Annotated in this window: 15 protein-coding genes and 1 pseudogene; 9 read left to right on the top strand and 7 right to left on the bottom strand. The window is 71.0% G+C overall.

All coding sequences use genetic code 11. The annotated features are described in order from the left end of the window. Positions 1-230: 230 nt before the first annotated feature. Together G4D86_RS45965 and G4D86_RS45960 are read left to right on the top strand one after the other, a co-directional pair. The gene (locus tag G4D86_RS45965; protein WP_164001662.1) at positions 231-617 is read left to right on the top strand and encodes an ArsR/SmtB family transcription factor; all 387 of its coding nucleotides are present in this window, start codon (positions 231-233) and stop codon (positions 615-617) included. Beyond that, on the top strand, positions 614-1,111 hold the full coding sequence (locus tag G4D86_RS45960) for an SRPBCC family protein (RefSeq protein WP_164001660.1): 498 nt from the start codon (positions 614-616) through the stop codon (positions 1,109-1,111). Before G4D86_RS45965 ends, G4D86_RS45960 begins: the two co-directional genes overlap by 4 nt. 137 nt (positions 1,112-1,248) lie before the next feature. Here G4D86_RS45960 and G4D86_RS54045 read toward each other — a convergent pair whose 3' ends face one another. Together G4D86_RS54045 and G4D86_RS54415 are read right to left on the bottom strand one after the other, a co-directional pair. Continuing rightward, on the bottom strand, positions 1,249-1,914 hold the full coding sequence (locus tag G4D86_RS54045; RefSeq protein ID WP_275899229.1) for a transglycosylase SLT domain-containing protein: 666 nt from the start codon (positions 1,912-1,914) through the stop codon (positions 1,249-1,251). Positions 1,915-2,002: 88 nt separating this feature from the next. Continuing rightward, positions 2,003-2,302, bottom strand: a pseudogene (locus tag G4D86_RS54415) (cysteine peptidase family C39 domain-containing protein); the annotation flags it as partial. Here G4D86_RS54415 and G4D86_RS54410 point away from each other — a divergent pair. Next, positions 2,184-2,534, top strand: a complete 351-nt coding sequence (locus G4D86_RS54410; protein ID WP_164001657.1) for a hypothetical protein — start codon at positions 2,184-2,186, stop codon at positions 2,532-2,534. The pseudogene G4D86_RS54415 and the gene G4D86_RS54410 overlap by 119 nt on opposite strands. Positions 2,535-2,640: 106 nt before the next feature. Here the strand turns inward: G4D86_RS54410 and G4D86_RS45940 are convergent, their stop codons facing one another. Then, positions 2,641-4,365 (bottom strand): hypothetical protein, encoded by a 1,725-nt coding sequence (locus G4D86_RS45940; protein WP_164001656.1) that lies wholly within the window; start codon positions 4,363-4,365, stop codon positions 2,641-2,643. Positions 4,366-4,566: 201 nt separating this feature from the next. Between G4D86_RS45940 and G4D86_RS45935 the strand changes: the two genes are divergently transcribed. Further along, positions 4,567-5,952 (top strand): aldehyde dehydrogenase family protein, encoded by a 1,386-nt coding sequence (locus G4D86_RS45935; RefSeq protein WP_164001655.1) that lies wholly within the window; start codon positions 4,567-4,569, stop codon positions 5,950-5,952. Between the two features lie 63 nt (positions 5,953-6,015). On the opposite strand, the gene G4D86_RS45930 is transcribed toward G4D86_RS45935, so the two are convergent. Further along, complete coding sequence (locus G4D86_RS45930) at positions 6,016-6,879, bottom strand: NAD-dependent protein deacetylase (protein WP_164001687.1); 864 nt, start codon at positions 6,877-6,879, stop codon at positions 6,016-6,018. A gap of 112 nt (positions 6,880-6,991) precedes the next feature. Here G4D86_RS45930 and G4D86_RS45925 point away from each other — a divergent pair, with 112 nt between their 5' ends. Then, positions 6,992-8,812 carry a M48 family metalloprotease gene (locus G4D86_RS45925; protein WP_164001654.1) on the top strand — a complete coding sequence of 607 codons (1,821 nt, stop codon included), beginning with the start codon at positions 6,992-6,994 and terminating at the stop codon, positions 8,810-8,812. A 15-nt stretch (positions 8,813-8,827) separates the two neighbouring features. Here G4D86_RS45925 and G4D86_RS45920 read toward each other — a convergent pair whose 3' ends face one another. Further along, on the bottom strand, positions 8,828-10,666 hold the full coding sequence (locus G4D86_RS45920; protein ID WP_164001653.1) for a hypothetical protein: 1,839 nt from the start codon (positions 10,664-10,666) through the stop codon (positions 8,828-8,830). A 183-nt stretch (positions 10,667-10,849) separates the two neighbouring features. Between G4D86_RS45920 and G4D86_RS45915 the strand changes: the two genes are divergently transcribed. From G4D86_RS45915 to G4D86_RS45900, 4 genes are all read left to right on the top strand, one after another. After that, positions 10,850-11,317, top strand: coding sequence for a GNAT family N-acetyltransferase (locus G4D86_RS45915; RefSeq protein ID WP_164001652.1), 468 nt, complete (start codon positions 10,850-10,852; stop codon positions 11,315-11,317). Between the two features lie 105 nt (positions 11,318-11,422). Further along, complete coding sequence (locus tag G4D86_RS45910) at positions 11,423-12,994, top strand: DUF1570 domain-containing protein (RefSeq protein ID WP_164001651.1); 1,572 nt, start codon at positions 11,423-11,425, stop codon at positions 12,992-12,994. 120 nt (positions 12,995-13,114) lie between these two features. Further along, positions 13,115-15,613 (top strand): hypothetical protein, encoded by a 2,499-nt coding sequence (locus G4D86_RS45905; RefSeq protein ID WP_164001650.1) that lies wholly within the window; start codon positions 13,115-13,117, stop codon positions 15,611-15,613. Positions 15,614-15,628: 15 nt separating this feature from the next. Then, positions 15,629-18,217, top strand: coding sequence for an amidohydrolase family protein (locus G4D86_RS45900; RefSeq protein WP_164001649.1), 2,589 nt, complete (start codon positions 15,629-15,631; stop codon positions 18,215-18,217). Between the two features lie 3 nt (positions 18,218-18,220). Here G4D86_RS45900 and coaA read toward each other — a convergent pair whose 3' ends face one another. Both coaA and G4D86_RS45890 read right to left on the bottom strand, forming a co-directional pair. After that, positions 18,221-19,174, bottom strand: coding sequence for a type I pantothenate kinase (gene coaA / locus G4D86_RS45895; protein ID WP_164001684.1), 954 nt, complete (start codon positions 19,172-19,174; stop codon positions 18,221-18,223). Positions 19,175-19,251: 77 nt separating this feature from the next. Then, on the bottom strand, positions 19,252-19,983 hold the full coding sequence (locus G4D86_RS45890; RefSeq protein WP_164001648.1) for a M90 family metallopeptidase: 732 nt from the start codon (positions 19,981-19,983) through the stop codon (positions 19,252-19,254). Positions 19,984-20,006 lie beyond the last annotated feature (23 nt).

Raw genomic sequence — 20,006 nt, 5'->3', positions numbered from 1 at the left:
CAAACGCCGCTTTGGCGACCTCATCCCCGCCCGCAGCTGGGCCGCTCGCCAGCGCGACGTGCTGCTGCGTGGCATCCTCCACAATTGCGCCCTGCTCATGTCCGCATGAGGGTCGAGACAGAGCCAACGTTCCTTCCGGGCGGTGGGCGGCCCGGGCCGGGGCTCGCACGACGGATGCCGCGGCCGGGGTTGACGCCCGCACCGTCAGGCCATTAAATAACCATAAGGTTATGAAACCAACGAGTCATGGACAGCTGACGTCTTCGCGCCTCGACGCGACCTTCGCGGCGCTCGCCGACCCCACGCGGCGGGCCATCCTCGCCCGGCTGGCTTCGGGTGAGGCGTCGGTGGCGGAACTGGCCGAGCCGTTCGCCATGAGCCAGCCCGCCATCTCCAAGCACCTCAAGGTGCTCGAGCGCGCGGGGCTGATTTCGAGCGGTGTCGATGCACAGCGGCGCCCCCGCCGCCTGGAGGCCGCGCCGCTCGCGGAGGCGAACGCCTGGATGGAGAAGTACCGCCAGTTCTGGGAGGCGAACTTCGAGCGGCTCGACGCCGTGCTCGAGGAACTGAAGACCCTGGAAGCAACAGAGCCCACCACGCGGAGGAAGAAGAAATGACCACGAACAACGTCGGGAAGCTGAGTCTCAGGACCGAGGGCGACCGGGACCTCGTCATGACGCGGGTCTTCAATGCACCTCGCCGGCTCGTCTTCGACGCCTGGACGCGGCCCGAGCTCCTCAAGCGCTGGCTCGGCGTCCAGAACGGCTGGTCGATGACGGTCTGCGAGGTCGACCTGAAGGTGGGCGGAGGCTACCGCTTCGTCTGGAGCCGCCCCGGGACGGGCAACATGGGAATGCGCGGCGTGTACCGTGAAATCGTCCCCGGCGAGCGCCTCGTGAGCACCGAGGTGTTCGACGACGCCTGGTACCCGGGTGAAGCGGTGGGCACCCTCACCTTCGTCGAGCAGGACGGAAAGACGACCGTCACCAGCACGATGCGCTACGCCTCGAAGGAGGCGCTCGAAGCGGTCCTCAAGACGCCGATGGAGCGCGGCGTGGCGACGAGCTACGACAAGCTCGAGGAGCTGCTGGTTTCACAGGCGGCCGCATAGCGGGTGACAGCGCCGCGAGGACGGAGGAACGACAACGGCCCGGCCACCACGAGGTGACCGGGCCGCGGTACTTCGAGCCAGCGTGCGAATCAGGCCGCCGGGCCCGCGCCGTTGTACCAACCGGTGATCTTCTTCACTTAGTTCTGCGTCTCCGTGAACGGCGGCACGCCGTGGTACTTGTCCACGTTGCCCGTGCCCGCGTTGTACGCAGCGAGCGCCAGCCGCACGTCACGCTTGTAGCGCTTGAGCTGCTGGGCCAGGTACTTCGTGCCGCCCTCGATGCTCTGGCGCGGGTCCGTGCGGTCCTTCACGCCCAGCTCCTGCGCCGTGGCCGACATCAGCTGAATCAGGCCCTTCGCGCCGACGCCCAAGGTGGCGTTCGGGTTGAGCGCCGACTCCTGCTGGATGACCGCCTTGATGAGCCGCGCGGGCACGCCGTACTTCTTCGACATGTCGTTGATGATGCCGTCGTACTTGTTCGACGTGAAGCCGCTCAGGTCGTTGTTGCCCTTCGCCGGCTTCGCGTCGTCCGTCCCCTTCGGGCCCTCGGCGGCGCCCTTGGAGGTGCTGCCGCCCAGCTTCTCGAAGGCAGCGCGGGTCAGCGGGCCGTAATAGCCGGTGCTCTTCACGCCGTTCGCCTTCTGGAACTCCTTCAGCGCCTCCTCGGTGCGAGGGCCGAACGTGCCCGGGCCGGTGTTCATCTCGGCCTGGCTCATGTAGCCGCCCTTCACCAGCGCCTTCTGGAGCTGCTCCACGGCCGCGCCGCGCGCGCCCTTCTCCAGGTCCTTGCCCGGCAGCGCCATGCCCTTCACGGAGCCGTGCCTTGCCGCGACCGGTGATGGCAATCCAGTGGTCGGTGCCATTGGCGCCGCCGTTGCTGCCCGGGCTGTGGTCCACGCCCACCACCACCGGACGGCCGGCGTCGATCTGCTTGTTGATGATGTTGAGGCTCCACGCCTGCCTGGCCGCGCCCAGGCCGCCCATCCTCGCCGCCGAGCCCCAGATGAGCGCGTTGCCGGAGTAGCCGTGGTTCTTGTCCAGGTACGCGTCCATCTCGCCGGGGTTGATGACCTTGCCGCGAACCTTGCTCACCGCCATCGCGGTGGCCGTCATCGCGCAGCCGGCGGCGGCCAGGCTGGAGCTGCTGCCCAGCCGGCGCGAGCCCCACTGCGGGTCGCCCTGGCGATACATCGGCGTGCCGTCACGCGACGTGGGGAACTTGCGGCCGTCGTCGTCCTTCACCGGGCCCTTCTTCGCGGACGTGGCCGCGAAGTTGTCGCCGCCCGGCGCGGGCTTGGAGCCGCCACCGCGCGCGGCCGGCTTCTCGAAGCCGTCGGGGATGACGAGCTTCTGGCCCGCCCGAATCTTGTTCGGGTCCGCGATGTTGTTGGCCTTGGCCAACTTCTCCACCGTGGTGTTGTAGCGCGCGGCGATGGCGCTCAGCCGGTCGCCGCTGGAAACGGTGTCTCTGTTTCCAGGGCTTCGGTCAGACCGGCCGGAAAACTTCTACGAGAACGCTGGCGAGGGGGTCACCAGCGCTCGGGCCCCGGGTGCCGGCCCGCCCACCATCGCTGGACCTCCAGCACGCCATGACGTCCGTTGTTGAGGAGGTCGGGGTGCGCGTCCTTCGCCAGGGCCTCCAGGAGCGGCCCCGCTCGCGCATGGAGGTGCACCGCGGCCAGCCTCGCGAGCGCATCGAGCAGCCGGGGCTCGGCACGAGCGTGAGAGGGGTGGAGGCGTGGCACCCGCGCGGCCAGCTCGGAGATGGGCATGGGGGACTGCCGCCACCGCTCCACCTGCTGCGTGAGGCTGACGGGCGACGGCGAGGTGAGCCCGGTGAGGAACACCTGGAGCAACATGCGCGCGGCGTCATCCGTGAGGGGTGGCTCGACGGCCTCCGTGTTCCATCTGGACATGAGGCTGCGCTCGTAGAGGCCGTCGATGATGGTGGTGAGGCTGGAGAGGCGGAAGCAGTGGTGGTCCATGCGCCCGAGGATGGACGCCACCTCGTCCGCGCTGGTGGTGGGGCAGTGCCGCTCCGAGATGTTCGGATGGCTCATGGAGCCCAGTCGCCACGGTCCCTCCCGCTGCTCCACCAGCTCCGAGTACATGCCCTGCAGCGCTCCCATCACCGTGCGCGCCCAGAGGCTTCCGTCGCCCCCGTGTGCGGACAGCGCCACGCTGTAGTGGTGATGCTTGGGTGTCAGGTCCAGCGCCTTCAGCTCGAAGCGCGTGCCGGTGGAGCGCGCGGCCTCGTTCGCCAGGCGCACCCGCTCCAGGAGGAACCGCCGCAGCTCGCGCGAGTCCTCGGGCAGCAGGCGTGACACCTCGGACGGCTCGTCCGTGTCCGCGTCGAAGAGGAAGAGGCTCTCGCCATGCCAGGGGAGGAACGCGGTGACGTCACCGCTCGCGATGGGCGCCCCCGGGCCATGGGGCACCAGCCCCGTCTCGCGTCCCGTGGCGGGGAGCCGGAGCGTGCGGGACGTGCCGTCGTGAAGCGACAGGCGCTGGAGCGAATCGGCGGATACCTGGGTGAGCAGCACGTCCTTCGTGGCGAAGGTCGGCATCGTGAGGGCGGGGAGCTCCTTGCGCTCGAAGACGTCGCGGCCGGACACGCGCCACACTGTGGCCGTCCCGTGCACGACGTCATGGGCGACGATGCCGAGCGCATCCTCGAAGGGCGTGAGCCGCACGTCCCAGGTGGGAGGCACCCACAGCCGGGCCGAGGCCACCACCCGGGGCGCGTCGAAGTCGCGGAAGTCCGCCAGCAGCGCGTGCCCATCCGCACCGACAGTGGCCACGAGCCCCGCCCGGCCGGCGCACCGGGGGCGGGACCAGCGGGGCGCATTCCACGCCGTGGACAGCAGCACCGGCTCTTCCTCCGGGAACGGGAGCGGCCGCGAGCCCTCGGGCTCTGCCTTCAGGGTGAGGCGCTCCAGCATCGAAGGAGCGCCGAGGTCCATCACCCGCAGCAGCGCTTCGCCCGAGGCGTCGAGCAACGAGGGCTTGAGCTGGAAGCGGGCGTAGCGACGCTCGCGCTCCAGCGTGTCCACCGCGACGAGGTGGCTCCGGTCGTGGCTGTCGTCCCAGGCGAGCACGAGCCTGCCCGCTGCATCGGTGGATAGCAGGCCCTCGCTCGACGCGTGGATGTTCACATCGGACACCACCTCGTCGGGCAGGCACCACGACGACAGCGCGAGCCCGTCCAGCACCACCACGTAGTCCAGCCCGTCGACCTTCGAGACGAAGTGCATGACGCTCCCCGGCCACGCCGCGGGCTCACGAGAGGGCCGGTCTGCCCGGCTGCCCTGCAGGCGGCACGGCGGCAGGGCGCATCATGCCCGGCCCTTGGGGCGATGGACCGATAACAATTGCCCGTCACGCTCTGTCGTAAAGCGCGCTCTCCCCTTCTCCGGGCCGTGACGCTCCCGCGTCCGTCGGCTTTCCTGGTCCCCATGAGCACACACATCGTCGACAGCCCTTACACCGGCGACGTCGCCGCCTCGGTGGAGCCCACCTCTCCCGCCCAGCTGGACGCCGTGCTGGAGCGCGCCCGGAGCGCCTCGCGTGCGCTGCGCGCGATGAGCGTGCAGGAGCGCGTGAAGCTGGTGCTGCGCGCCTGCGAGGTGATGGAGAAGCACGCCGACGCCATCGCCCGCGACATCACCCGGCAGATGGGCAAGCCGCTCTCGCAGGCCCGCGGCGAGGTGGGCGGCATGGCGGGACGGCTGCGCCACATGGCGTCCATTGCCGCCGAGTCGCTCGCGGACATCATCCTGCCGCCCAAGGACGGCTTCGAGCGGAGGATTGCCAAGGAGCCGCTCGGCGTGGTGCTGGACCTGCCCGCGTGGAACTACCCGCTGCTCACCGCGGTGAATGCCGTGGCGCCGGCCGTGCTGGCGGGCAACGCCGTGGTGCTGAAGCACTCGCCGCGCACGCCCCTGTGCGGTGAGCACTTCGCCCGCGCCTTCGCCGAGGCAGGCGCGCCCGAGGGCACGGTGCAGGCCATCTTCCTGGACTACGCCGCGACGGAGAAGCTCGTCGGGGACACGCGGGTGGACCACGTGCTGTTCACCGGCTCGGTGCTCGGCGGGCACAAGATGCAGGCGGCGGCGAAGGGCCGCTTCCTGCACATCGGCCTGGAGCTGGGCGGCAATGACCCGGCCTACGTCGCGCCGGACTGCGACTTCGACAAGACGGTGGAGAACATCGTCGACGGCGCCATGTACAACGCCGGCCAGAGCTGCTGCGCGGTGGAGCGCGTGTACGTGCACCAGTCGCTGTATCAGCGCTTCGTGGACGCGGTGGAGCCGCTGGTGCGCGCGTACGTGCTGGGCGACCCGGAGTCCGACAAGACGACGCTCGGCCCCATCGCCCAGCCTTGGCACCCGGCGGAGCTGGAGACGTTCGTCCAGGACGCCACCCGCCGGGGCGCGAAGCTCGTGTGCGGCGGCCGCCCCACGCAGATGAACGGGAAGGGCCGCTTCTTCGAGCCGACGCTGCTCAAGGACGTGAGCGCGGATGCGAAGGTGATGCGCGAGGAGTCCTTCGGGCCGCTCCTGCCCATCGCCTCCGTCAGCTCCGACGAGGAGGCCCTGGCGCGGATGAACGCGTCCAGCCTGGGCCTCACCGCGAGCGTCTGGACGTCCGACAGGGACCGCGCGGACCGGCTGGCGCGACAGCTGGAGGCGGGCACCGTCTACATGAACCGCTGCGACTCACTGGACCCCGCGCTGCCATGGAGCGGCGTGAAGGACTCCGGACGCGGGGTGACGCTGAGCGGGCTCGGCTTCGACTCGCTGACGCGGCCGAAGTCCCTGCACTACCGGCTGCGGTTCTGAGCGGCAGCGCCGGGGTCCGCCAGCCGCGCGGGCCCTCCGGCGCTTGCGAAGGGCGCGGGTATTTCACCCCCGCGCCAGTGCCTCCGCGAGCCGGGGCAGCACGTCTCCGGCTCGCGCCTCCACACGCACGTCCGCCAATTCCACGCCCCGGCACTCGCCGATGTTGAGGATGGCGATGGGCATGCGTCGCTCGGACGCGCGCACGAGGAAGCGGTAGCCGGAGAAGATGGCCAGCGACGAGCCCACCACCAGCAGCGCGTCGCCCTCCTCCACCAGCGAGAAGGCCGCCTCCACCGTGGGCGCCGGCACGTTGTCCCCGAAGAACACCACGTCCGGCTTCAGCGTCCCGCCACAGCGCAGGCACGCGGGGACGTGGAACGACTGGAGCAGCTCCGAGGACAGCTCCGCGTCGCCGTCCGGCCGCAGCTCCAGCACGTGGTGGGCGAAGTCGGGATTGAGCGCCAGCAGTCGCTCCTGCAGGTCCACCCGCGCCTCCTGTTCGCCGCAGTCCAGGCAGCGCACGCGCGCCAGCGCTCCGTGCAGCTCGATGACGCGCGAGCTGCCGGCCGCATGGTGCAGCCGGTCCACGTTCTGGGTGATGAGCCCCGGCACCACGCCGTTGCGCTCCATCTGGGCCAGCGCGTGGTGCGCGGCGTTCGGCTTCGCCGAGGAGAAGCGCGGCCAACCGAGCAGGCTGCGCGCCCAGTAGCGCGCGCGAATCTCCGGCCGGGTGAGGTACTCGCGGTGCTGGATGGGATTGCGCGCGCGGGCCCGCGTCCCCGGCCCCCGGTAGTCCGGGATGCCTGACTCGGTGCTGCACCCGGCGCCGGTGAGCACCACCGTGCGTCGGCCTCGCAGGAGCCGCACCAGGGTCTCCACGCCTTCGGTCGCTTCGGGGGCAGGCAGGGCTTCGAGCGAAGAGGTCATCGCGCGAGACATATAATGATGCGGCCCTCCCGGCGCTGGCCGCCCGCCTCCCTGCCTCCGCCCGGGCCCCTGACGGCCCGTGCTAAAAGAGGTCCTTCCCGAGCGGGCCCCCATGTACGCCTTCGTCGCCGTCGCCCTCTTCGTCGCCCAGGCCCAACCGGGAGCGGAGCCGCCGGAGCACGTCTACCGCCGCGAGGTGGTGAAGCCCATGGACGAGGCGACCCTGTCCCGCCGCCTGCTCGCCACGGGCATCGTCGGGCAGGACGCGGTGGCCCCGGCGCCCGGAGCGGACACGGCGACGCGGCCCTCCACGGAAGCAGAGCTCACCCACCAGCGCCGCGTCCGCCTCGCGTGGCAGGTGTCGCTGGGGATGGCCCTGTTCCTCGTCCTGTCGCTGCTGGGCACCTGGGGCGCCGGGCGCGCGCTGTCGTCGGTGCAGCTGGGGCAGCTCCGCTCGGAGCACGTCCACCTGATGCGCGCGGAGCAGACACCGTCCGAGCGCATCGTGGACCGGCTCTACAGCGCGGTGCTCTGGTACGCCTCGCTGCTGTTCTACGTGTCCGTGCCGATGCTGCTCGCGCTGACGCTGGTGATGACGGGCGGGCTCTTCTACGGGCTGCTCCGGCTGCCGGTCCTCTCCGTGAAGCTGATGGCCGTCATCGGCATCATCGGCTTCGGTGGGCTCGTCGCCATCCTCCGGGGCCTCTTCGTCGACACCTCCGAGCCGGACGAGGGCCGGACGCTCACCCCCGCCGAGGCCCCCGCGCTGTTCCACGCGCTGGCGGAGGTGGCTGGGGTCGCCGGGGTCCGTGAGGTGGACCGGGTGCTGCTGTTCCCGAGCGTCGGCATCGGCGTGCGCGAGGACGGCGGCCGGCTCCAGGTGCTGCTGGGGCGCGGCGAGCGCATCCTCCACCTGGGCCTGGGCGCCCTGCGCGGCCTCACCGTGTCCGAGCTGAAGGCCGTCCTCGCCCACGAGTACGGCCACTTCTCCCACGGCGAGACGCGCCTGACGCCCATCATCGGCCGCATCCAGACGCAGGTGGTGCGCACGATGCACGGCATCCAGGCGCTGGGCTGGGCCGCGCTCAGCCCCGTGTACTGGTTCCTGCGCGTCTACTTCTTCGTCTACCTGCAGGTCACCGCCGGCCATGCTCGCCGCCGCGAGCTGCTGGCGGACCGCGTTTCAGCACTGGCCTACGGCGGGGACACCTTCGCCCGGGCGCTGCTGAAGACCGTCGAGTACGGGGACACCTTCCACCGCGGAGTGACGGTGGCGGCGCTCCTTCGCGAGGCGGGCCGTCCCGCGAAGGACATCTACCGCACCGTCGAGGCCACGGCGCGCGGCACGCCGGCCCTGCTGCGGGCGCGCATCCAGGAGGAGCTGTTCGCCCGCCCGGTGGATGCGTACGACTCGCACCCGCCTCCGTCCGAGCGTGTGCAGCGCGTGGCGGGCCTCCCCGGGCGGCGCCCCGTGGAGGACGCCCCGGCGCTGACGCTGTTCACCGACGCGGAGAAGCTGGCGGAGGAGCTGGGGGGCGAGGTGCTCACGCTCCTGGACCACGCGCTCACCGGGCAGGGCGTCCCCGCCGGAGCGCCCGTGGCCGCGACGGACGCGGAGCAGGACCGGCTGGCGGAGGCCCTCGCCTGGCACCAGGCCGCGCTCGCGCTGCTCGAGCGCGACCACCCGGAGGCCTACGCCCTGCTCCAGGAGGCCATGGCGCGCCTGGAGGAGGCCGCCGGCGACGGGAACACCTTCCTCGTGTCCCTGCTCGAGGACCTGTCCGGGCTCCACCTGCGGCACGACAACCCGGAGGCCGCCCGCGCCGCGCTCCAGCGGGCCATCGACATCCTCCAGGCCCTTCCCGGCCACGAGCAGCGCGTGGCCGAGCTGCACGACGTGCTCAACGGGCTTCCGCCCCGACAGGCCGCGTGAGCCCGCGCACCGACGTCACGGGGGACTGCTGACCGCGCTCGCCGAGCCCGGCGTGGGCAGGGCGCCGTAGTCCAGCACCACCGGCGTGCCCAGGGGCGGAAGGACCACCCGCCGCAGGCCGCGGTCCTTCCACTGCAGCAGCACCAGCGACGGGTCCTCCAGCGGCACGTCGAAGGTGTAGGCCACGCGCTTGATGCCGCGGGCATCCACCTCCATCACCTTCGCCGTCATGCCGTCGAGCTTCACCTCGTCGCCCTGCTTCAGCATGAAGCGCGCGCCGCGGTGGACGCGCTCGTAGAGGGTCTCGAAGTACCGGTCACGCTTCAGCGCCAGCTCCAGCGAGTTGGGGCCCGTCCGGGTGAGCGTGGGCATCTCGGTGGCGTAGGACAGCGTCCACCACGCCCGGGGCAGCACGTTGCCGCGCGCCCACCAGGCAATGGACGTGTAGAGGGACAGATTCGGGTTCGGCAGCGTCAGCACCGCCACGCGCTGGCCGGGCAGCGCCGCCACGTCCAGGTCGTGCTTCAGCTGCGCGTAGACGCGCTCCACGCTCCCCGTCATGCGCGCCAGCGCGCTGTTGACGGTGTACCAGCCCACGGGCGCCATCAGGACGTGCGTGACGGCCAGCAGGCCCGCGGCCCCGGTGAGCACACGCCACCCCGTGGACCGCGCCCGGTTGCGCCAGACGTGCGTCAGCACCAGGGAGATGATGGCGGCGCCACCCACGCTCGGCACCAGCAGCAGCCGGTCGCCCTGGATGGTGGAGGCCACCGGCAAGAGCGACAGGAAGGCCCCGGCCAGCAGCCAACGCGAGTGCCGGCGCTCGTCCGCCGACAGGTACGGCCACACCGCGCGCAGCATCCCGCCCACCAGCGCGGCGGCGAAGAGGCCCACGCCGATGACGAACCCATCCCCACCCTCGGACTGGATGGTGAGCTCCGTGGAGACGCTCAGCAGCAGCCCCCAGAGCATGGCGGGGATGCGCACCGCCGCCACGGCCAGCCACGCCACCGGCTGCGACAACGGGTCCACGTACAGGTCCGAGCCGAAGGAGCCGTAGCCCAGCTTCTTGTAGAGGGCCAGGTAGCCCAGCGCGAGCACCGTCGCGGGCGCCACCGACCACAGCCGCTGCCGCCACGGCCCCTTCGCGCCCAGCAATTCGTAGGCGAGCACGTACGCGAGGACGCCCAGCGCCGTCTCCCCGCCCGCGAGCCCCAGCGCGTATGCCAGCACCGACAGGGGCGCGGCCCACCGGCGGCCGTGCTCGCGCCACTCCATGTGCAGCCACAGGCCCACCAGCGCCGGCAGCGTGGCCACCACCGCGTTGCGGTTGCACCACCAGCCCACCGGCACCGCGTGCGAGTCGTCGATGGCGAAGAGCAGCAGCGCCACCGCCCCCACCGCCCCGGCCAGCGTGCGCCGCATCAGCAGCGCGAACACGCCCACCAGCGCCAGGTACCAGAGGATGGAGTGGACGTGGAACGCCGCCGGGTTCTCTCCGAAGAGGGCCTGGTCCAGCACCATCGTCGCGCTGCTCAGCGGCCGCCAGAAGGCGAGCTTCAGGTCCGGCTGCGTCCACCACGGGAAGATGCCCTTCTCCACCAGCGGCATCGTGATGGCCGGGTCCCCCGGAATGAAGCGGTACAGGTCGAACGCGTGGTTGGCGAGCGGCGCCGGCGGCACCCGCTCCGACAGGATGCCCAGGTAGATGAAGTCGTCACCGAAGAGCCCCACCTGGAACACCGTCAGCGACATCAGCGCCGCCGCACCCAGTGCGAGCCAGAGGACTCGCGGCCACGCCAGCCAGCGGGTAACAGGAGAAGCCGCCTCTACAGGAGTAACCGGGTTTTCCATCAAGGCGAATCTCAACACCAGATGCGTCCGGAAGACCATGTCTGCTTGGACCCACCCTCCCGCGAAGGAGTGCCGCGGAGGCCCTGAGGAGGACGCGCAGCAGGCGGCCGGACCGGGCGGCGGGTGCGCGGAACGGTGTGCGAGGAGCGCCCCTGGAGCCTCCGCCGTGCTACACGCGGGCCCATGCCGCGCTGGCAATGGAAGACCTTCCGGGAGCTGACGCTCGACGAGCTGTACGCACTGCTCGCCCTGCGGCAGGAGGTGTTCGTGGTGGAGCAGCGCTCCATCTACCAGGACGTGGACGGGCTGGACGCCGCGTCGCTCCACCTGCTCGCGTATGACGACGCGGGCGGGGCGCCCTTCCTCGCCGCCTACCTGCGCATCCTCCCTCCCGGCGTGAAGCACGCCGGAGACACGAGCCTCGGCCGCGTGGTGACGTCACCCCGGGCGCGCGGGCTCGGGCTGGGGCGTGAGGTGGTGGCGCGCGGTCTTGCCCGGCTGGACACGGACTTCCCCACGGCGGACGTTCGCATCTCCGCCCAGCACTACCTCCAGCGCTTCTACGAGGGCTTCGGCTTCCACGCGGAGGGCGACGTGTACGACGAGGACGGCATCCCCCACATCGAGATGGTCCGCGCCGCCCGTCGCTGAGCACGCACGGGGGGTGCTTGTCGGAGGCCGGCGGTCGCGTCAGGCTCCCGCTCCAACCTGACGGACCGGGGCCCTCGGGCCCTGGCGGAGAAGAGAGAGCCCGACGTGCGTCACGGCCTCGCGATGGGAGCGCTGCTCGCCATCCTCGCCTCGTCCCAGCTCGCCTGCGTGGTGGGCCCCCGCTTCACCCGCTGCCCCGCCGAGGGCGGCCGCGCGTGGGTGCGGCTGGACAGCGACCACTACACGCTGGAGACGGACCTGCCGCCCGAGGAGGCGCGCAAGGCGATGGGCGCGCTGGAGCGCACGCGCGTCGCCATCCTCGCCGCGATGTGGCCCGACGCGCTGGGCCGGCCGATGCCGAAGGTGCGCGTCTACGTCCTCGCGGACCCCGACGAGTTCGAGGGCCTCTACCCCCGGCGCGTGCGCGCCTTCTTCTTCCGCTCGGAGACCGAGGCCCTCATCGTCCTGCCGGGCCCGCCCGACTCGTGGGAGCAGCGCTTCACGGGGCTGTCGAAGGCCTCGTCCTCGCGGCTCAACCACGAGCTGGCCCACTTCCTGAGCACCTACTCCTTGCTGCGCCAGCCCCGGTGGCTCTCCGAGGGCATGGCCGAGTTCCTGGAGACGCTGCGCCTGTCGGAGGACGGGAAGACGGCGGTGGTGGGCGCGCCGCACATCGAGGCCATTCAGGACATGGCGGTGCTGCTGAACCGGGTGGTGCGCGCGCGTCCGGAGAAGCGGGACTGGACGATGCAGCGCGTCTTCTCGTGGGAGCCATCGCTGGAGTCGCGCGAGGACGACCGACAGGTGGGCACCATGTACGCGGCGAGCTGGCTGCTCGTGCACTGGCTCTACCACGAGCGCCCCCGCGAGCTCGCCGCGTATCAGGCCCTGCTCGCGAAGGGCGTCGCGCCCGACGAGGCCGAGCGCCAGGCGCTGCCCGAGCTGCGCTCCGCGAAACTCGATGCCGTGCTGCTCGACTACCTGAAGCACCACCGCTTCCGGGAGCACACGGTGCCGGTGCCCACCGTGGGCACGGCCTTCCTGGAGGAGGTCGTCGAGCACGCGGACGTGCACGCCATCCGCGCGAAGCTGGCGGCGCTGGGGGCGCACATGGCCCACCGGGAGCCCTTCATCCAGAACCGGCGCAAGCTGTCGCAGGACGAGCTGGACGAAGCGCTCCGGTTGGACCCCAAGGGGCTGCCCGCCCTCTCCACCCAGCTGCGCGCGGCCCCCGAAGCCGAGCGGCCCGCCATCGCCCGCGAGGCAGTCGCCGCCCACCCGGACGAGAGCGAGGCCTGGCTGCTCCTGGCGTCCGCGCTGGGAGGGGACGCGGCGGAGCAGGAGGCGGCCTACAAGAAGGCGCTGGAGCTGGAGCCGCGCAGCGCCCCGGCGGCGACGGGGCTGGCCTGGCTCTACGTCACCCAGGGACGGCTCGCGGAGGCGCTCCCGCTGGTGCAGTGGGCCGTCGCGCTCGCCCCCTGGAGCACGCAGGCCCTGGACACCTTCGCCATGGTGCTGGCGGGCGGTGGCGCCTGTGACGAGGCCATCCAGACGGAGGAGCGCGCCCTGGAGCTGATTCAGGACGAGGGCAACCCCGAGGTGGAGCAGGTGCTGAGGGAGCGACTGGCGGGCCTCACCCACGGCACGCTCTGCACGCCGGCCGTGCCGCGCCCCTGAGGCGCCACAAGGCCGGAGCCCATGCGGCCAGGGCAGGTACCCTCCGGGGCAGCTCGCCAGTCCCCTGCATCACCCCCAGCGTGCCACTGCGGGCGCAGGTGCTTGCGACTGGGGGGCTCGATGGAAGACCAGGACAGGACCATTCTTCCGACGGCGCGCCCCGAGGCCCAGCCCTACCGCTGGAGCGAGCTCGACCCGGAGCAGCGGAAGGTGGCCAGCTTCATCCACCAATGGATGGTCAAGTTCGTCGAGCGCACGCCGGTCAGCCTCCCCTCGCAGGGCCCCTTCACCTGGCAGGCGGCGGACCTCCAGCGCCCCTCCAACGTCCTGCTCATCCACGGCGGGCGCGGCAGCGGCAAGACGAGCGTGATGCTCACGGTGCTCGAGCTCTGGCGCCGCTCGCTCATGGAAGGACTCGAATGTCCGGGCGCGGAGAGGATGCCGGGCGATGACGGCTCGAGCAGGCAGGGTGCCGCGGACGACAAGGAGCAGGAGCGCTCGCTCAGGTACCTCCTCGCGGGGAGGACCTTCAGCGACGCACTGGTCGAGAACGCGAACCCGGGGTTGATCATCCCCCTGAAGCCCCTGGACCTCCAGCCGCTCCCGCAGACCGCGTCCCTGCTGACCTGGATTGCCAGCCGCATCTGCGAGTTCGCGAACCTGCTCGAGCAGCTCGCGACCGGGACGCTGGAGGGAGCGTCGCCCCAGGCCATCGCGAGCTGGCATCCCGAGTCCCGCAACGAATCACCCTGGCGCAAGCCCTGGCGCGAGTTCGCCACCGCGGCTGCCTATGGGTGGGAGAGCAACCTCGACCAGCGCCGGGGGGGCCTGGACCCGGAGTCCTTCGCGGAAGAGCTCACCCAGGCCGAGCGCTCGCGGCACGACGTGGTGGTCAAATGGCGCGCCTTCGTGAGCGCGGTCGTCAGGTACGCCAGCCAGCAGTTCCCCCGCACCATCAAGGGCCGGGCGCGGCTCGTGCTGCCCATCGACGACGTGGACATGAATCCGAACCGCTGCGTGGAGGTGCTGGAATTGGTGCGCTTCCTCTGGCACCCGCAGCTCGTGTTCATGCTGACGGGCCAATCCCGCCTGTTCGTCAAGATGCTCCGCGTCTCCCACCACGGCCTGATGCGCGGGGGGCTCGGCAGCGGAGGCGTCAACCGGAGCGAGTTCCAGTCACTGGACTCGCGCCCCTCCGCGCACGAGCTCGCCGTGCAGGCCTATGACCGGGTCATCCCTCCCGGACAGCGCTTCTCGCTCCAGCCCCTGGCGCCGGACGTACGCCTCCATCACCTCCTCCGCCTCCTCCATGCGACGCTGCTTCAAGCGGAGCCGGCGCCCGCCGCGGAGACCGACGCGAGACTGCTCGAGCAGCAATGGCTCGGAGGGATAGAGGGCAAGTACCTGCACCTGGGCGCATTCCTGCGCCGGTTCCACGACCATCCCCACCTGCAGGTGTCGCTTCCCGAGTACTTCCGGCGCCTGCGCAACCTCGAGCAGGCTCTGGTGCGGGAGACCGGGAAGCACGAGAAGCTGACGCAGCCGGAGCTGGCCCATGTCCTCTGGCACGATGCCATCGAGAACCAGGCCTTCTCCCGCCTGTCCGACCGGGGCCTGCGGCATGCCGTCCAGTTCCCGCTCGTCAGCGACGATGGCCGCACCTGGAAGAACAGGCTGCGGGTGGCGTTGAAATCACCCATCCGGCAGCGAGGCCACCTCCACTCCCGCCACCTCCGGTTCGAGCAGGACGTCAACCTGCGCTACGAGTTCAGCACCGCCACCGACTTCGCCTGGAAGGCCCACGGGGACTTCCCGCGCGAAGCCCCGGACCACCTGACGGCGTTGCTCCTCCTGGCCATCGATGTCGCGGCGGATGCGGGAGACGCGGTGGAGTGCCGGCCCGAGCTGGAGGGGCAGTTCCAGATGGACGGGCTCGTGGCTCCGCACGTGCGAGTCTTCGTTCCGGTGGAGCTCGCCTCCGGGGTGCTGTACGTGCCGTTCAGCTGGCCCACCCCGGACTGGGTCGGCGCCAGGCATGCCGCGTACTTCAACTCGTACTGGAACCAGCGGCTGGGCGCGACACTGGCCCAGGGGAAGAGTCAGCGTCACGAACTGGAAGGACTGCTTGCCCTCTTCCTGCACGGCCTCGTGTGGGCACACAAGGACGTCCGGAAGCCGGATGAAGAGCCCGGCTCCTGGCAGGGCGCGCTGAAGGACTGCGCCCTCACGTACAGGAATCTCCGGTCGAAAGCGTCGCGGACGGTGCATGAGCAGGCGTTCCTGGAGTGGTTCGACGAGAGGCTGCTCCTCCTGGCGGAGCCCGAATCGGGGCTGCCCCCTGACGTCATCGATGAGCTCCGGCGCGCCATGCTCGGCAAGAAGAAGCAGCCCCCGACGCACAAGCTGAGAACCGCCCGGCTGAAGCGCGCCGAGCGGGCCCTGGAGGAAGTCAAACCTCCGGACCTGAAGCTCAGCCCGAAGCGGCTCCTGCGGAGGGTCGACACGCAACTCCAGGGAGCAGGAGCGCCGCGGAGAGCAGAAGCGCGACAGCGAGCCGAAGCGCGGCAGCCCTCCCGCCGGAAGCCCCCTCCCCCTCCACGCCCCACGCACGCCCACTAGCGACGGGCCACGGCCATGACCACCGTCGCGAACACGCCCCACCTCGAAGCGGAGGTCCTCTCCTGGCCCTTCACGTCCGCGCTGTCCTTCGAGCTGTCGCTGTCCGCGCTGGTGCGCAACGCGCACGGGCTCTACTCCGGGGATTCACAGCGGCTCGCGGATGCCCTCATCGACAGGCTGCGGCCCATCTCGCGCGGGCTGTCCCTGGAGGTGCTCCGGCAGATTCGCGAGCACGCCTGGTTCGAGCTCTCGGTGGAGCTCTCCCCAGAGGGGGACCGGAAGCTGCCCCTGGAGGCCATCCTGATACACGTCGCGCACAAGCACCTGCTCGCGCTCGGACACCAGGTGACGCTGTCTCACGGCGGCGAGCAGTCCATCGAGCGGCTGGCGGAGCGCTGGCGCTGGATTTCCCTCGTGCTCCCGCCGGACCTGCTCATCGCCGCCACGGCCGCGGAGAGCAGGACAGAGCCCACCACGGACTTCATCAGCCTGGGCACGGCCCACCTGGGGCACTTCTTCCAGGAGGAGGGCATCGCCCAGGCCCACCTGCACCTGGGCGCGGCCGTCCCCTTCGAGTGGCTGTGGACGCACCTCATGGCCCGCATCGGCCCCCGTGCGCCTCCAGCGGCGAAGCTCGGCTCCCGCGGCGGCGTTCCCTTCGGCTCACCGCGAGCCTTCCTGGACTGGCTCGTCACCGCGGCCCTGACGCGGCTCACCCTCGCCTCCTTCCTCTGGCATCTGGACCTGGGGCTGGTGGAGCGGAACGGCGTGCCCGCCTTCATCCCCTTCGTGAGGAAGCTCGCCGCGCGCGGCGCGGATGCCACGCGGCACCTGAAGGCCCTGGCCGCGCTGTCGGAGGGACGGGACCCGGTGAGCCACGTGCAATTGCGCCCCGTGCTCCGCCGCCTGCAGCAGTCGCTGGGCCTCACCCCGGATGCCAGCGCACGGCGGCCCGAATCCCTGGAGGACATCCGGAGCGCGGACCCGCTGTACGCGTGGTTCAGCATGCGGCAGGGGGCGCTGCCGGAGACGCGACTGGCGGCCCGCGCGCTGGCCTTCATCCTGGAGCACCCGGAAGATGATCACTTCGCGCGGCTCTTCTGGCAGTACGAGCGCATCCGCAACCTCACCTACCGCCACCTCGTCCAGCAGCCGGGGACGGCCGGGCTGGACTGGTTCACCATCCACTACGCGCGCATCTCCGCGCTGCGCCTGGACATGGACACGCGGGTGTTGATGAGCTCGGCGCTCGCCCTGGAGTCACGCGGGCTGCCGCTCAAGTCGCTCGAGGTCCGCACCGCGCCGGAGCGGCACTGGCACCTCAACCGCCAGCTCGTCCGGGACATCGCCACCGCCCCGGGCCCGCCGGCCCCGGGCGGGCCCGAGCGGGGCCTGATGCTGCACTTCGTGAAGGCGGAGGACCGGGAGGCGCGGAGCATCGGAAGGATGCGCTACGCGGACCCGACCGACATGGTCTACGGCTGCCGCTTCGGCAGCTACTACCAGCGGCGCCACTACGAGGTGGTGGCCATCGAGCGCGCCCTGCACCGCCATCCGGAGCTGCTCATCTATCTGCGCGGCATGGACACCTGCAACCTGGAGCTGGCCATCCCCACCTGGGTCTTCCTGCCGCTCTTCGAGCGCCTGCGCGAGACGTCGCGCGAGGCGGCCCGGCTGCTGGCCCCCTATGCGCGGATTCCCCCCTTCCGGCTGACACTGCACGCGGGCGAGGACTTCCGGCGACTGGCGGAGGGGCTGCGCCGCATGCACGAGCCCATTGAGTTCGGCGCGCTCCAGCCGGGAGACCGGATGGGCCACGCCTTCGCGCTCGCGCTGGAACCGGCGCTCTGGGCGGAGACCGCGCCCTCCATCTGGCAGCCCCGGGAGGAGCTGCTGGACGACCTGCTCTGGGAGCTGGTCCGCTACCGCGCCGGGGACATGCGGGGCGAGGCGGGCCGCGTGGACTGGCTGCACGGCCGCATCGACCGGCTGGCGCGCGACATCTACGGCGACTCCTACTGGAACGTGGAGGAGCTCATCCTCGCGAGGCAGCTGCGCCACTCCCCCGGGTTCCTCCTGGACATGGCGCACTACCCATTCATGCTCGGCGCCTCGCTCCCGCGCGTCAGGGGCAGCGCGAGGGACTTGCTCTTCCTCTACCTGACGGACCCGGGCATCTACGTGCGGGGGCAGATCCCCGAGGAGGTGGTGGTGGACACCGCCGAGCTCGGAATGCTGCACGAGGCCCAGCGCTTCCTGCGGCGGCTCTTCGCGCGGCTGGGCATCACCGTGGAGGCCAACCCCTCCAGCAACATGCTCATCGGGGACGTGCCCCTCGAGAGCCATCCCCTCTTCCGCCTGCAGCCGCTGCCGGGCCAGCCCATGCCGGAGGGCGGCCCCGTACTGGTGGCCATTGGCGACGACGACCCGGTGACGTTCGCCAACAGCCTGCCGGACGAGTTCTGCCACCTCTTCTTCACCCTCCTGCGTCGGGGGCTGGGCGTGCAGGAGGCCCGGGCGTGGCTGGACCAGATTCGGATGAACGGCCTGCGCGCGCGCTTCACCGTGCCGGAGTCGGTGCTGGGCCTGCCGTCCCCGCCGTAGCGGCTACTGCTTGCGCAGCCGCACGCGCTTCACCTTGTGGTCCGGCCCCTTGGTGAGGATGAGCCGCGCGCGCGAGCGGGTGGGCGCGATGTTCTGCGCCAGGTTGGGCCCGTTGATTTCCGCCCACACGGACTCGGCGAGCGCCACGGCCTGCTCCTTGGTGAGCTCGGAGAAGCGGCGGAAGTAGCTGCGCTCGTCGCGGAACGCCGTCTGCTGGAGCTGGAGGAAGCGATTCACGTACCAGTGACGGATGTCCTGCTCGTGCGCGTCCACGTAGATGGAGAAGTCGAAGAAGTCGGAGAGGAAGGTGCCCGGCATCCGGTTCCCCTCGACGCGGCCGGACTGCAGGACGTTGAGCCCCTCCAGGATGAGGATGTCCGGCTGGCGGATGATTTTCGCCTCGTCGGGGACCACGTCGTAGACGAGGTGCGAGTACACCGGCGCCGTCACCTCCGCGCGCCCCGCCTTCAGCTCCGCGAGGAAGCGCACCAGCCCGCGCCGGTCATAGCTCTCCGGGAAGCCCTTGCGCTTCATCAGCCCGCGCTCGGTCAGGATTCGGTTGGGGAACAGGAACCCGTCCGTCGTCACCAGCTCCACGCGCGGGTGGTCCGGCCAGCGCCCCAGCAGCGCCTGGAGGATGCGGGCCGTCGTGCTCTTGCCCACCGCCACGCTCCCGGCGATGGCGATGATGAACGGCACCTTCCGCGCCGAGCCGCCGAGGAACGCCTGCTGGTCCGCCCACAGGCGCTGGGCCGCGGCCACCTGCAGGTTGAGCAGCCGGGAGAGCGGCAGGTAGACGTCGACCACCTCCTCCAGGTCCAGCTGCTCCCCCATGCCGCGCAGGCCCTCGAGGTCCGCCGCGGCGAGCGGCAGCGGCGTCGAGGCACGCAGCGCCCGCCACGCCTCGCGCTCCAGGTCGATGAACATGGAAGCAGCCGTGCTGCCGGGTGCGGACATGTTGAGGTGCTCCTCCAGGAGAATGTTCACACCGCAGTCCGCCGCCTACCACAGGCACGGGGGCCGCGCGCGGGACTTCAGGCGCCCGTCGCCGGATCCCAACCGTAGAAGCGCTTCAGCTCTTCATACAAATCCGGCGTCTTCTCCCGCATCTGCCGGGGCTTTTCGAAGAAGGACTCGGTGGCCACGGCGAAGAACTCCGCCTCGTTGAGGCCGCCGTAGTCGTCCAGCACCTGCCGCTCCTGGCGACTTCCGTCCCGGAGCCTCCGGAAGTGCTCGCTCATCACCGAGGCCCAGGCCTGGTAGTGCGAATAGGCCCGCAGCTTCGGCGTCCCGTCGAAGGCGCCGTCCGCGCGGTCCAGCACGTGGGCGAACTCGTGCGCGGCGGTGTCATGGCCGTCCTCGGGGTTGCGCAGACCGGCCAGCACCGCCTGCCACGAGAGGATGACGGAGCCCCAGTGCTTCGCCTCGCCCAGCACCACGCCGGTGCGGTCCGGCAGCTTGAAGGCGTCCGGATAGACGATGACCTCCCGGAGCCGGTCGTAATAGGACAGGTCCAGGTACACCACGAGCTGCACCGCCGTGGCGGAGACCACCACGCGAATCTCGTCGGTGATGGTGAGGCCCCCGGCCCCGATGAACTCCTTCTCCCAGGCGAAGACCTTGAGCTTGTCCAGGAACGCCGCGCGCAGCTCGGGCGACAACGTGCGGAAGAAGGGCACCCGCGCGTCGAGGTGAGCCAGCCACTCCGCCGGGAAGGGCCGGCGCAGCAGGCTCCGGCGCCGGAGGTGGCGGAGGAGTGAAATCATGACGAAGGGCATAGCAGATGTCC

This window comes from Pyxidicoccus caerfyrddinensis (assembly GCF_010894405.1).
Lineage (GTDB): Bacteria > Myxococcota > Myxococcia > Myxococcales > Myxococcaceae > Myxococcus > Myxococcus caerfyrddinensis.
The sequence above is the reverse complement of the archived record's forward strand: the minus strand, read 5'-3'. Positions and strand labels throughout refer to the sequence as shown.